Source organism: Metasolibacillus meyeri, from assembly GCF_003049505.1.
Taxonomy (GTDB): Bacteria; Bacillota; Bacilli; order Bacillales_A; family Planococcaceae; genus Metasolibacillus; species Metasolibacillus meyeri.
In genome coordinates, this window is record NZ_PYWN01000023.1 from 63,503 (window position 1) to 78,606 (window position 15,104).

Genomic DNA, 15,104 nt, shown 5'->3' on the forward strand with positions numbered 1-15,104 from the left:
TTAACCATTGTCACAGGAGGTGACGGTTTTAGGTTAACTTTTACTACGAGCAAGTTCGAAAAAATCTGGACGCAATTACGCTGAGGCGTAATTGATATATTTAAGCATCATACTGTAAGACTTCTTGTATTTCAAGTCTTCAAAAAATCTTTCTAACAGAAATGCTTCTTTTGCTGATACCTTTATATTAAAGGGATTTAGAATTTTGGATAACGACCTGTAACTGTATCTTTCTCTAGGTCTTGAGGCTGAGGGAGTGGCATCGAGAGGGCATCACTGAATCAAGATAGATTCTATGATACAATTTACTGAATAAATACATAACAATTTGAGGTGGGAAATATGGATTTTTTAAAACAGCCGTTTCATTCACAACGTTATACGCATTTTGCACGTAAAGGGATGGTTGCGACATCACAGCCGCTTGCTGCACAGGCAGGCTTAGACATTTTAAAAAAGGGTGGGAATGCAGTAGATGCAGCGATTGCAACGGCAGCAGTGTTAACCGTTGTTGAGCCAACATCAAATGGCATTGGTGGCGATGCTTTTGCAATCGTTTGGATGAATGGAGAAATGCATGGCTTAAATGGCTCTGGACCGGCTCCGAAGACTATTTCGATTGATGCCGTTCGCGCGCGCGGTTTTGAAAAAATGCCTGTTTATGGATTGCTACCTATCACGGTTCCGGGAGTACCAGCATCTTGGGCAGCGCTATCGAAAAAATTTGGTAAGCTATCCTTACTTGAAACATTAACACCTGCTATCGAATATGCAGAAAAAGGCTTCCCGTTATCGCCGATTTTAGGAAGCTATTGGGAGAGAGCTTATACGAAATTTACAGAATCTTGCACATCGGCTGAGTTTGAGGCATGGTTTGCAACGTTTGCACCAAAAGGAAGAGCACCGAAAGTCGGTGAAATTTGGTCATCACAAGGGCATGCGGATACGTTACGTTCGATTGGTGAAACAGAGGCACGCAGCTTTTATGAAGGTGAATTAGCTGAAAAAATCGATACCTTTATGAAGGAGCATAATGGCTTTTTAACAAAGGAGGATTTAGCGAGCTATGAGCCGGAATGGGTGCGGCCTGTTTCTGTCAATTATAGAGGCTATGATGTATGGGAAATACCGCCAAATGGCCATGGTATTGTGGCGACAATGGCGCTCAATATTTATCAACAACTGGAGCAACCTAAATGGCAGGATGTGGACACACTTCACGCGCAAATAGAAGCGATGAAAGCGGCATTTACCGATGGCAAGGCATATATTACAGAGCCATCAGATATGCCTGTAACAGTTGACTATTTACTATCTGAGGAATATGCAAAATTAAAGGCATCAGAAATTACAGCATATGCTGCAAATCCTGAGCCAACTAAAATCCCCTCTGGTGGTACCGTTTATTTAGCAACAGCGGATGAAGAGGGCAATATGGTATCGTATATCCAGAGTAATTATATGGGCTTTGGCTCGGGTGTCGTTGTACCTGGCACAGGCATTGCACTGCAAAATCGTGGACATGACTTTTCATTAGACTCGCAGGCACCAAATGCATTAAGAGGCGGCAAGCGCTCGTATCATACAATCATTCCAGGCTTTTTAACAAAAGATGGCAAGGCAGTTGGACCATTCGGCGTAATGGGCGGCTATATGCAGCCACAGGGACATATGCAAGTTGTATCGCATACAGTAGATTTCGACTTGAACCCACAGGCAGCGCTTGATATGCCGAGATGGCAATGGACAGGCGAGAAAACAATATTAGTAGAGCCCCACTTCCCACAATATTTAATTGAGGAGCTAAGACGAAAAGGTCATAATATTCAAATTAGTGAATCTGGTAGCTTTGGTAGGGGGCAAATTATTTGGCGTGATGAGGAGGGTGTGTTAATCGGGGGCACCGAATCGCGGACAGATGGGCATATTGCGAGTTATTAAAGAAACGGCTGTATAGAGAGTGGCGTTTTGCCTGCTTTCTATACAGCCATTGATGTTTTGTTAAAGAAGTTTACTTATAAAACCCAATCGTAAAGTACGGAATGTTTTTATTAGAGAATTGTACACCGATGAATGAATGTGCAAATTTCCCTTGTAAAATGTTTTCGCGGTGACCTAATGAATTCATTAATGCTTCATGTGCATGAATTGCGCTATATTGACCGTAAGCTAAGTTTTCGCCAGTTGTTGTAAATTTGATACCACCAGCTTTCATACGATCCCACGGTTGCTTGCCATCTTTACTTTGATGATCAAAGTAATTGTAGTAAATCATATCTCGGCTATGCTGACGACCGATAAAGTTATATTGTGATTCATACACTAAAGCTGCAACACCGTTGGCAACACGCGCTTGATTCATTAAATGGAACGATAATTCCTCGAAGCTGTTGCGTAAATCATTTGAAGATAAACTAAAGAATCCTTGTTTTGATAACTCTGTTTTTTCTGTCACCCATAAAATAGAACGCACAGTATTTTTTGCATGAATATCATAGAAAAACGTTACATAGTTGCCCTCAATTAAATATGTGCCCGATGTTGTTTTACCATTACCATCGACATAATTTTGTTTGTAGGCTGTATTGCCTTTAATAATGCTTTCAACAGGTTTACCGTACTTTTTGGTTACAATGCTACTAGCATCACCAATTTTAATTCCGAATAAAGATTGGCCTTTACGTGTGTCATACCCACCGACAACTTCATTGTTTTTACGACCAACTAAATAAAAATCTTTATAATCCTTTTTCTCCATTTCCCACATCATATCGTATTCAGAATGGAATTTTTTGTAAATCTTTTGCTGAACAGTAGCTGACTTTACTTTAGCAGCCTGTGGAGTAGTTGTATTTGCATCTACATGAGTAAGGGCAGACGATATAGTGAAGATGGAGCAAGCAACGACGATTGCGGCTAACCATTTTTTAAACATAGTATAATAACCCCTTTCTTTAAAAATATGCTGATTAAAATGAAAGTGTATTTTACAAATGCTAGTTTAAAAATGTATAGAAATTGGGGACTTGAAAAAATGGAAGATAAATCAATACATTTACATAATAGAATAAGCACATTATTTAATAACAATATTACTATGAAAAGTTTTCCCACACTATAGTGGAAAAGGTGTGAAAATAAGTGTTGATTATTTATGCAATGAGGAAAAGGATTTATATTTCAAATATGTGGATGATAAAACAAAAAAGAATATGAGTATAAAGAACTGTGTTTTTAAAAATATTTTACCATTAATAGTTTAATGATTCAAAGTTTTTATCACTCCTTGTCACTGCTTCTAAATCTACTTCATTTTTTTATTTTCCTCTATGAATGTGCTACGTTTATAGCCGATAATATAGTTATAGATTTCTTTATTTCCAGCTATATTTGTAAGAAGTGAATTGAAGGAGGAGCGCATGAAAAATAATTATAAAAAATTAAGCAAAGCGGCTGTTGCTACAGTTTTAGCGTCTAGCGGTATTCTTGTCGCATTGCCACCAGCAGCAAATGCATATGTATTTAAAGATTTAAATCCCAATGCGGATTATTATAAACCAGTATTAGACTTAGTCAATCGCGGTGTCGTTAGTGGCTATAGCGACGGTACATTTAGACCGAGCGAGACAGTGACGCGTGGTGAGGCAGCAAAAATCATCGCTTTAGCAATGGGACTAAATGTAACACGCCAAAAAAACCCTGGTTTTACAGATGTACAGCAATCTCATCCGTATTATGCGTATATTGCAGCGATTGCAAATGAAGGGATTATTGATGGCTTTGGTGACAAGACGTTCAAGCCAAATGAATTAATTACACGAGGTCAGATTGCCAAAGCACTTACGCTCGGTTTTCAGCTTGAAGTAGCAACAAAGATGAACCACAATTTTAAAGATGTGACGAGCCAAAATGCGAATGAGGCGTATATTCAAACTTTATACAACTTAAACATTGCAAAAGGTACGACAGCGAATACGTTTGAGCCTTTTGGTACAGTGACGAGAGCACAGCTAGCGACATTTATTTGGCGTGCAGAAAAAGCAGACAAAGGCAATCCATCCTATAACGTTGGCGATATTCGTGGCGATATCATTTACATTAATGGCGTTCAATATACAATTGGCTCTTCACTAAAGACTTTTATTAATGAAGGCAATGCTGCTGTATTAAAAGGTGCAGTGATTGATGGGACATTCGATGGTAAAACATTAACAGGCATTAACGAATTAACGTTAAATGCTTCTGGAACAGCCAATCGTCTAATTGCATTAGATGGTGGTGGTGCAAACTTCAATGGCAATTTAACGATTAATGGCTCTTACTTACGCGTAAAAAATATGAAGCTATATGGTCGCACAACAGTTGCTGAAGTGCCCCGTAAATCTTTAGCTGACTATATGCAACGTATCCAAGGCTTAAATGTTGCAAGCATTTCAGGCGTAGGCTTTATTGATTGGTCACAGCCAAATGTGCCAGACGATAACAGTTATTTAAACCCGAAAGACAATGAAGTGCTAAAGCCTGTGCCAGACAAAGACGCAAGGCCGAATACGCGCTACTCAGCACGCATGCCTAAAGTCGATGGCTATGTAGATTTCGAATACACACATGTAGCGAATCTATTTATCGAGCGCAATAACACGTTCGTATCAGCTGATGAAACATTGAGCCGTGTTACAATTGCACGTGATGTGGAGCAGGCAGAAATTTATGCAGATATGACAACAATGTATATCGAAACAGAGCGCAATCTAGTGCTTTACGGCGTACACAATATTGAAACAGTCTATAAAAATAATTATAAGAGCGTCTATTTCAATACAGATAGTTTTATCGATTTCTTATATGTAGATAATAGCTCTGGTTGGATTGATTTAGGCGAGCATGTTTATATCGACCGTGTCATTTTACCAAAGGACAAAAAGCCAAACCAAATTTTCGATGACTTCGAAAATGATAATGACAAAATTGGCAACATTACAGATCCAGATGGTAAGCCTGTTGACCGTGAGGAAGAAGATAAAGAAATTCCAGATGAAACGCGTCCGATTGTGACAATAACGTCTGTAGATACAGCAGGTGTAACTGCGACTGCAACATTTACATCAAATGAGGATGGTACGTATTACTGGTTAGAACGCAAGGCATCAGAACGTCCACCAACAATACGTGAAGTGCTACAGGCAAACCAAGAAAAACGAGGTACGGTCAAAGCGGATACACCGACATCTTTCACAATTAACAATTTAGAGGAAGAAACAGACTATATTTTATATTTAGTTGTTGTGGATGGTGCAGGAAATGTTTCGGAGAAGGCAGAAGCGGAATTTTCAACGACGGATGGCACGCCACCACGTGTGTTAAATTTAAGAGCAGAGCCAATGCATGGTGGTCAACGTGTGAAATTCTTCTTCACACCGTCTGAGCCAGGGGATTATTACTACTTTATTCGCCGAGCTACAACAGCAGCTGATCCAACAACGGCCGATATTATTGCAAATCCTACTGGTACAGGAAGAGCTACTTCGAGAGATGTGATTGAAGAAATTATTTATGATCGAGAATCAAATACAGATTACGAAATTTTTGTTGTTATGAGAGATAGATCAGGTAATATTTCAGAAAATCCGCCTGCAAAAACGACAACAAGAACATCGGCACTTGATGAGGAACACCCATATGTGGTTGAAGGAAGGCTGGAATCAAAAGGCAATAACCAATTCGAATTGACTGTCAATGAGGCATTGGATTTCGATAGTGCAAATAATCCTGATAACTATTTATTAACGGGTACAGTTATTGTCAATGTTGCAGGTGAAAAAGGGATTAAGCCTTCTAAGGTGGAGTATAAAGCAGGGAGTCGCAAAGTTTTACTAACAATCCCTTCAAATACAGGGTTTGTTAATGGTGATACATTACGTGTAACTGTACTACCGGGCGTTAAAGATTTAGCGGGTAAAGCATTTGAGAATGTCAATACGGTGACACCAGGTGACTCAGTGCGTAACTTTGCAGAATATGTACATGAAGATAAGCTATCTCCAACGATTAAAATCGAAAATGTTATAAACAAAGCGGATGAATCAGACGGCTTCCGTCGGGCAGAGGTAGAGTTTAAGCCGAACAAAGCAGGTTCATATTACTATATGATAGTGCCAAATACAGTAACAACAACTAGTGGTGATACAGTCACACTGCAACAATATTTAACAGACAATAATATTACAGAGCGAGATTTTGTCAATGAATGGGCGAATAGTAGCTCAGACCGTTCTGGTAAATTCCAAATAGACGGAAAAAATATTTACGTTCTTACAGGTACAGGACCAGCTAATTTAGAAACGAGTACACAAAAGTTCCCAATTTCTATCGAGCAAAATAAACTAAATCCATTCAATAGCTATTCTATTTATATGGTATTAAGAGATCGGGGTGGAGAACTCTCTAAAATTGCAGGACCTAATGAAATTTTCGGAGATGTCAAAGCACCATTAATCCGTAACTTAGAAATTAAGCCAAAAGAAAATGATGATACAAAAGCAACTATTAGCTTTGAAACGAATGAAACTGTGAAATTGCATTATTGGTTTGTACCGAAGAAGATTAAGGATACAGATGGTTTGATTATTGATAATCCAGAGGCAAACCTTACAGCGCCAGCAGATAAGACATTTTTAGAAGCCGAGTTGAAGAAGAAACCATATGTTGAGAAAATAGACAAAGGTCTTTCAGGTGTAATTGATGCAAGAGGTGTGACGTTAACAGCTCATACCGAATATGTTGTGTACGTAGGGGCCGAGGATACGTATGGTAATTTTACGATTTATAAGGCAAATTCAAATTATACTGATCATGACCAAACAGCAACAGGCTTTATGAAACAAAATTACTATGCAGATGGTACAGCACCAAACATTGGTATGGTATCGCCTATTGATAAGAAGCATTATCCAGGGTTGATTTATCGCAATAGTGATAGTACATTTACAATTACGTTTAGTGAAACAATTATGCGTGATGTGAATGGTAAATCACAACTTGTAAGTACAGGAGATACCGTTGTTATTGACCTATCAACGATTCTAACGATTACTTCAACAGATGCGAATGGTATTGATATTGATGTTACAAATCAATACGAGCCTGTTCGTTATACAGTAGGTACAGATACAACAAAGGATAGTCAGCTAATTATTAGACCGAAAGCACCAAATACTGGAGACCGGACGATTACGGTTAAAATGAAGGACAACGCAAAGGACTTTGTCATTCCAGGTTATGAAGGTTATAACTTTGTGAATGAGGGTAAATATCTATACCGTGAGCTAGATGCAATGTTTATGGAAATTAAACTTGCCCATAAGACAGTTGTAGGGGATGACAAAAAGGTACAAGTAACCTTTGACTTATTAGGGTCTGTTCAGCAACTCTTTGAAAATGGTGAAGAGCTCAAATACTATTATTTAGCTGATACAGCAGGAACAAATGAGAATGTAATTATAAATAGAACAGCGGCGCAAGTAATTCAAGCCGTTACAAAGGGGACAGATAGCTCGTTAGCAAAAGGAACAGGTATTGTTGCAACCAACGTAGCACGTATTACAAGGGAACTAGAACATCCAGCTAAATTCTTCAATGGTGACTATATAACGATTGTTTTGGAAGATAAGTATGGTAATTTCAATAAGTTCTATGCAAAAGTGGGCTATAGACATCCTTCTATTGACAATCCGTCTAACCCATAAGTATCGTTTTACTGCTAGAAAATGAAGTGATCGTAATGAAAACCAAGTGATTAACTCAAAATCACTTGGTTTTTATGTGAGGAGAAAAAAGTAGTTTTTTTGAGAACTATTTTTCTAATCTGTAAAGCTAGTTGATAAATGAAAATTGCTTAACATGAAGTATCATTCAAAACGATTTATGAAATTGATACACTTAATATAATTAAGGAGAATGCATTAACAGACTGAGTAAGAATTATATTTGGGGGACTGAAATATTTCTAGGTAGGATTAGCTGTTTTAATGGATGAAACAGAGGCATTCAACAATTTTAATGAGGTAATTGTTCAGGTTGAAGATGAATATTTATACTTGCTTAAAGAAAGAGCAAGTGGGGTATTTCAAATGATAATTGAAAAGCTAAATTCTAATTTGTATCATCATTTTCAAAAAATCATTACATATTCATTCTAATAACTCTTTAGTATAAATAGCTGAATAATAAGAATTTTGGGGTACTTTTCCGCTTATGCTTATTTTCCAAAAATATTATGTTAAAATAGGAATGTTACATATGAAAATGTTTCGTTAATGTCGTGAGTATAACTAAGGAGAGGTTATAGTGTTGAAGCGAGTAAGTATTAGAAAAAAGTTAATTTTTTCATTTTTGTTAATTCTTTTGGTTCCATCGCTTGTGATTGGGGTAGTGTCCTATCAAAGTGCGAAAAAGCAAATTTTGCTTGAGCAGCAATTTAGTGCTGAAGAAAGTGTGCGAATGCTTGATTTAAATATTACCAATATGATTGCACCAAAAATACATGATATAACGTATTTTGCGAATAAATTGAAAGCATCTTCTTTCCAGCTAGAGAACCGTGAAGAATTGGGTGTATTGCTGGACGAGTATGTGAATGTGCATCCCGAGGTGGAATTACTTTATATTGGAACGACAAATGGACAAATGATTGCTAAACCGATAGAGGATGTGCCGAGTGGCTATAACCCACGTGAACGAGATTGGTACATACAAGCGATGAATCGTAAGGATGAGGTATCGATTTCACCACCATATATTTCAGCATCGACTGGAAATATGGTTGTTACACTTTCGAAGCCGCTTGCTGATAATTCAGGTGTGATGGCATTGGATTTAAATATAGCGGTGCTAAGTGATATCACGAATGGTATAAAAATAGGGGAAACTGGATTCGCGTCTTTATTGGATGGCCAGCAGTTATATATCGTTGAGCACGGCAAGGAAAGTGGCGTACAGTCAACTGAAAAATACATAGCGGAAGTTTATGGGCAAGCTACAGGTATTATTAAAGAAAACCATCGTCAAATCTTGTTTGAGACGAATGAATTAACAGGGTGGAAAATGCTTGGAACGATGTTTACAGCAGAGGCGACAAAAGCTGCAGGTAAAACATTAACAATGATTATGATAATTGTGGCGATTGCTATTGTTGTAGGTGGTGCTTTTGTACTATGGATGATTCGTTCAATTGTTCAACCAATTAAAGAGCTACAAGCAAATGCCTTAAAAATTAGTGAAGGAGACTTAACAACGTTCATTGATATTCATACAAAGGATGAAATTGGTCAGTTAGGGGAAGCTTTCGTTGCAATGAAGCTGAGCTTGAAGCGATTATTATTACATTTGGAGCAAAGCACGGAGCAGGTGCAAGTATATGCTCAAAATGTGTCAACAAGTGCAGGTGAAAATATCGTTGCCTCTGAGCAAGTATCAGATGCAATGCAGGAAGTAGCGAGTAGCACAGAAAAGCAGACAGAAGGTATTGAGCAAAATGCGCTTTCAATTGAGGAAGTAGCAAAAGGTATTGTGGAAGTAACCGATAGCACAATGCAAGTATCGGATTTATCTGGCTATGCGATGCAGCTAGCAGATGAAGGGGGACAAGCTGTACAGCAAACAGTGAGCCAAATGCAGTCGATTCACACATCTGTTGCGCAATCGGATGAAACGATTAATTCCTTGTATGAACGTACCAAGGAAATTGGATCGATTTTGGAAATTATTACAGCTATCTCCGATCAAACAAATTTATTAGCATTGAATGCTGCGATTGAAGCAGCAAGAGCTGGTGAGCATGGTAAAGGCTTTGCGGTCGTTGCAGATGAAGTACGCAAGCTAGCGGAGCAATCATTGCAATCGACAAATCAAATTTCTGAGTTAATTGCAGCCATCCAACAGGATACAGCACAGTCTGTTCAGTCGATGGATAAAGCAACAGCTGATGTGGCGCAAGGCTTACAGTTAACGGAGCAAACGAAAGAGAAGTTCACACTTATTGTAGAAAGTCTGCAAAATATTGCACCGAAAATCGAAGGCATATCAGCAGCTTCAGAGGAAATTTCTGCTGTGGTAGAAGAAGTATCAGCGACAGCAATCGAGTTATCAGATCATGCCAAATCAAATGCGGCAGCTTCAGAAGAAGTTGCTGCATCAACAGAGCAAACGTTAGCATCGATGCAAGAAATGGCGGCAGCGGCAAAAGTTTTACAACAGACAGCCGACGAATTACGTGAGTATATGAAGCAATTTAAATATTAAATATTACAAGAACAGCTGTTGGAAAAGTCACTTCCGACAGCTGTTTTCAATATTTTTATTTTCTCCTCACAACACATTTCCCAACAGTATCAACATACAGTCTATTTTGACCTCTAGCGAGTAAGAAGCGAAGAACATGAATCGCTAAAACGAGTGCGAGAATTGCCGACAGGACAAAGGCGCTAAATGATACAAGCACTTGATAAATATAAAATGGTGAGTCCATATTTAATTCAATTTGTCCAACAATATGGAGCCCTTTAAATACTAAATAGGTGCTGTAAATGGCTACAAATCGGCGAATAATACCGATAGCGGAAAAGAGTTCTGTATTTTCATCAACCAAGCGAATTTTTAACAACTTCATCCCAAGCGTTTCCCCATGCAGGAGCAATGGAATAATCGCAAAGATAACTACGTAAAGCGCTGTTTGGATGAAGAATTGTGGAATTGTTAAAAAGCTTAATGCTGTGTTGCCAATAGAAATAAGCGCAAGGTCCACAATAATAGCTAATAGTATTTGTAGCGGTCTTATAGCACTTTGTGCAATCATTTCTTGTCCATGCTTTATGACATCTGTATGCTTTGGGAATAGAGCCCAAATGACAGGGGCGATGAAAAAGCCTAGTAAAGACCCTGTGCTATTAAGCAGCAAATCATCAACATCGAAAATGCGATATGGACAGTTGTATATGCCGTAAATGCCTGTCACTTGTGTAATCTCATAAAATAAAGTTAGCCCAATTCCAAGTAAAAATGCGCGTTTCCAATATTTACGTTCCTTTAGGAAATAGCGCAAATAAACACCGAAGGGCATCAGTAGTAGAAAGTTGAAAAATGCTTGATAAAAGGCAGGCTGCTTTATGATAGCTGCCCATGATGCAGGGTTTTTTAAAGCAATATCTGTTTTATATAAAATATCCTGCACAAATTGCAATGGACGTAAGTTGAAAAATTGTGTACCCGGCCTTTGCATGGCACATGTATTTGTTGTTTCAGGTAAGGGGAGTAATACTAAAAAAAGTGCTGCTAAAAAGTAAAAAATAAAACTAAAGGTAATAATCGTTTTGGAAATTGATAAAAAGCCGTATTTTCGATATGTGTAAATAAGCCAAGGAATCCAAATAACAAAAGTTAGCATAACGAAAGCTAAGGCTGCGATAAAAATAGGACCTGTGTATGTGCCAATCAAGTGTTATACCTCATTTCAAAGTATGTTAAGTATATATTGCAGTAAAAAGCGGAGGTACGCAAGAAAGAGGTGGCGCACATAAGTAGCAGGAATTCACACACAAGAAGCCAAAATTCACACATGAAAAAGCGCTTTTCGCACGAAAAAGGCTTAAATTCGCACGCAAAAAATGTAAAGGGCATGAAATCAGGTCGAAAACTTGATTCCATGCCCTTGTACTATTGCTTCCGCAGTGTTCCGGAGAAGTTTGTGCCGTTTGTACGCTCGGCACTGCAATCGATTTCTGTTACCTTAATTGCATTATTTAAGTGTTCAAATTCGATAATGCAGCGGTTGCCTTTGTTTGATTCTTGCATAATTGCTTTTTTGGCAGACGTGATAACAGCATAGCCCTCTGTTGCTCCCTCATATTTGCCGTCATAGGCCGAAAGCTTGACATAGAAGTCCTTGCTTGTTGCATTGGAGATAGTTACATAGCGTGCGTTGCGCTCGTAAGCCCCTTTACCCCATTGGTAAACGTAGCGATAGTTGCCGTGCCAAGTGCTGTTGTTTGACGGATTTTGCTGAAGCGAAGTATCTAAGCGTTTTTTCGCTTGTGTTGCTCGTTCGTTTAATGAGAGATTATCTACATTTTCATGAATGGCTTCAGCATCGTCAGAAATATAGTAGAAATCCATTGAATCCATGCGATAGAGTAATGTGACAACTTGCGCACGTGTCATGTTATTTGTTGTGCCAAAGAATTTTTGTAAATCACGATTTTCATATTTAGGGTTTTGCCCTGTTGAAATATAGTGTTCCATTAAAAATTCAATTGAGCTATTTAAGTCATGCTTGCCATCTGCTAAATGGGCAATGGCTTGCGCTACGACACCACGTTTCACTGGCTGAGAACGAATCGTATTGTGCAAATAACCGTTTAATGGAACTCCGTAGCTTGCTAATGAGTCGTAAAATACATCAGACCAATTTTCCTGTGTTGTTTGCTTTTTAAGCTCATTTTCTACTGTGTCTAGCTCAAAATAGTTTGCTAAAAGCTTGGCAAATTGCTGCTCTGTAATGGTTTCATTTGGCTTGAATGTGCCGTCACTATAACCGTTAATAATTTCATATTTTTGTGCCCACAGCACTGCGTTATAGGCGAAATGATCCTTTGGTACATCTTTGAAGCCTGACGCTTCTGCGTGTAACGTTGTCAGCATGAAAAGGCAGGCAATAATGACAAATGTATTAAAAATAGAGCGAAGCAAAAAAATTCCTCCTTCCAATCAATTCCTTACTACTAGTGTAGACGGATACTGTGAAAAATTTCAAGATGGAATTTGTCCTATGTCTTTTTAGTATTTTTGTTTATAATTGTAATTAGGATATATCGTAGCTTGGAGGGAACTAGATGAAAAAGAATCGAATTGCGACGGCTGTGCTATTGTCTACTTCGGTTGCCTTTGTTGCAGCACCTATAAGTCATGCTGCTGACGAGACAGAAGTAGAAAAAGTCGAGAGCTTATTAAACGCACTGACAAGTAGCTCAACGGAGGAGCAAATAAAGAATGCACGAGCCGCATACGAAGAGCTATCTTCACAAGTAAAAGCGCTTGTATCGAAAGAAGCATATGATAAGCTTTTAACTCAAGAGGCACGTATTAAAAAGGCAGCTATTGAGAAAAAAGCAAAAGAAGTCGAGAACCTGTTAAATGCGCTGACAAATAACTCGACAGAAGACAAAGTAAAAGCTGCCCGAGCTGCATACCAAGCACTTTCACAAGAAGAAGCCAATCTCATATCACAAACAGCGCTAAGTAAGCTTTTGGCTGCAGAGGAACGTCTTAAAAATACAGGAGAAACAGCTATACGCAAAGCAAAAGAAGACGCAAAATCTGTTGATCTAATGATTAATCGCTTAACATACAGCTCGACAAAAGAAGAGGTCTATGTAGTGAAAAATGCCTACGATGGACTATCGGTATTAGCAAGAAGCTATGTATCAAGTTCAAGCTACTTATATTTAACAAAGCTATTGCAGGAAATTGCTAAGCAAGAAGCAGCCATCGTTGCGGCGAAGGCGAGTGCTACAGCATTTGATAAATATATGGCGAATATAACAAGACAATCGACAGGAACGGAATTAGCCAATGCTCGAGCCTATTACAATCGTCTTTCTTATGAGGCACAGCAATATGTAACGACATTATCAAAGTTAGAAAGATTAGAACAAGCGTATGGCAAAAATCCAACAGGGTTACCAAAGCAGCCAACCCATCCAAATACGAAGAAAGAAGATCTAACAGGAATTATACAGGCAGAGGATAAAAATAAGCCTGCACCATTAAGCTATATTGCTGATAATGCAGATGGCACTATACTACCAGGTAGTACAGACTTACAATTTGTTCGAGTGGGTGATGAGTTATTTGCCTATGTCCCAGCAGATATTGTTTACTATCAGGAAGAGCCAATTATCATTACAGCACCAAACGGTGTTAAAGTGAAGATGCCGATTCAGGATTTAAAAAAGGTGCATGGGACAGTAGTGGTAACATTAACAATCGAAAATGAGACATTTTATTTTTCAGCAACAGCTCGTGGTAATAGAGTAGATTTCTCAGAAAATGTGGAGTTGACGATACCTACAAAAGAATTAAAGGTTTCGACAAATGCTTCTATTTACCAAGAGGAGAGTCGTGCTAAGAAAATAAATATACCTTTTAAAGTAGAAAAGGATGCTTTTGTGGTGAAAACGAAGGCACAAGGTTACTTTATTGCCTCTACTACGAGTGGTTCTACTAACTATTTTGACGTTGCGGATGATGTGAATGCCTACTATATAAATGAATTAACGAAAAGGGGCATTATGACAGGAGGGGCTGGTAACAGTTACTTACCAAAAAAGACAGTCACTCGAGCTGACTTTGCGGTAATATTAGCAAAAACAGCGAATCTATCATCGAATGGTGCGTCACCATTTAGAGATGTGCGAGGTAAGGTATACGCTAGTGAAGTACAGGCATTGCATGAAAAGGATATTATGACAGGTACGGGTGCTGCGTTTTATAATGTAAACGGGTATATAACACGACAGCAAGCAGCTGTTATTTTAGATCGTTATTTAGCTTATTTAGGTGTAGATACTTATAAATTAACGGATGCTGGGAATTTGAGATATGTGGATGTGCAAAACTTGAATGATAAGGAAAAGAAAAGTATCGCATTAATGGAAACGTTGGGCATTTTCCCAGCAGACGGAAGTGGTGAATTTAGACCATATTCACCTATAACGCGCTCTGAAATGGCGAGAATACTTTATATCACAATGGAGCTAGCAGACTTGCTTTAAAGCTAGCATTTGAACGGAAGTGGGCGTGTGACTGACCTTCTTCCGTTTTTGATGTGGGGAAGGAGTAGAGGCAGGTGCATTATTTATCAATGATTTTTTTAAAATGCCGATTATTTATGCATTAATTTTAGGAATTGTATTAAACGTGCTAAATGTATCAATTCCTCAACCGCTATATATCCCACTAAATTATGTTGCAAATGCTTTTGTTGCCATTGCTTTAACTTGATTCAGCAATGTTTTCTGCGCGAAAGCGAAGCGGCAGATACAGAAGTCCCC

Annotated in this window: 8 protein-coding genes; 5 read left to right on the forward strand and 3 right to left on the reverse strand. The window is 38.4% G+C overall.

Features of this window, described 5'->3' with window-relative positions; translation table 11 throughout:
* Window positions 1-342 precede the first annotated feature (342 nt).
* Window positions 343-1,941, forward strand: a complete 1,599-nt coding sequence (locus C9J34_RS03490) for a gamma-glutamyltransferase family protein (protein WP_107838472.1) — start codon at window positions 343-345, stop codon at window positions 1,939-1,941.
* Window positions 1,942-2,011: 70 nt separating this feature from the next.
* On the opposite strand, the gene C9J34_RS03495 is transcribed toward C9J34_RS03490, so the two are convergent.
* Window positions 2,012-2,935, reverse strand: a complete 924-nt coding sequence (locus tag C9J34_RS03495) for a CAP domain-containing protein (protein WP_107838473.1) — start codon at window positions 2,933-2,935, stop codon at window positions 2,012-2,014.
* 484 nt (window positions 2,936-3,419) lie between these two features.
* Here C9J34_RS03495 and C9J34_RS03500 point away from each other — a divergent pair, with 484 nt between their 5' ends.
* The 3 genes from C9J34_RS03500 to C9J34_RS03505 all read left to right on the forward strand — a co-directional run bounded on the left by C9J34_RS03500 (window position 3,420) and on the right by C9J34_RS03505 (window position 10,299).
* Entirely contained in the window at window positions 3,420-7,745 is a 4,326-nt protein-coding gene (locus C9J34_RS03500; RefSeq protein ID WP_107838474.1) for an S-layer homology domain-containing protein, read from the forward strand.
* Window positions 7,746-8,027: 282 nt separating this feature from the next.
* Window positions 8,028-8,198: a hypothetical protein gene (locus C9J34_RS21805; RefSeq protein ID WP_193768876.1), complete on the forward strand. Its 171-nt coding sequence runs from the start codon at window positions 8,028-8,030 to the stop codon at window positions 8,196-8,198.
* A 148-nt stretch (window positions 8,199-8,346) separates the two neighbouring features.
* Complete coding sequence (locus C9J34_RS03505) at window positions 8,347-10,299, forward strand: methyl-accepting chemotaxis protein (protein ID WP_238600551.1); 1,953 nt, start codon at window positions 8,347-8,349, stop codon at window positions 10,297-10,299.
* 55 nt (window positions 10,300-10,354) lie between these two features.
* On the opposite strand, the gene C9J34_RS03510 is transcribed toward C9J34_RS03505, so the two are convergent.
* Together C9J34_RS03510 and C9J34_RS03515 are read right to left on the reverse strand one after the other, a co-directional pair.
* Window positions 10,355-11,491, reverse strand: coding sequence for a VanZ family protein (locus C9J34_RS03510; protein WP_238600552.1), 1,137 nt, complete (start codon window positions 11,489-11,491; stop codon window positions 10,355-10,357).
* 218 nt (window positions 11,492-11,709) lie between these two features.
* On the reverse strand, window positions 11,710-12,741 hold the full coding sequence (locus C9J34_RS03515; RefSeq protein ID WP_238600553.1) for an S-layer homology domain-containing protein: 1,032 nt from the start codon (window positions 12,739-12,741) through the stop codon (window positions 11,710-11,712).
* Window positions 12,742-12,884: 143 nt separating this feature from the next.
* Here C9J34_RS03515 and C9J34_RS03520 point away from each other — a divergent pair, with 143 nt between their 5' ends.
* Window positions 12,885-14,825 (forward strand): S-layer homology domain-containing protein, encoded by a 1,941-nt coding sequence (locus C9J34_RS03520; protein ID WP_107838475.1) that lies wholly within the window; start codon window positions 12,885-12,887, stop codon window positions 14,823-14,825.
* Window positions 14,826-15,104 lie beyond the last annotated feature (279 nt).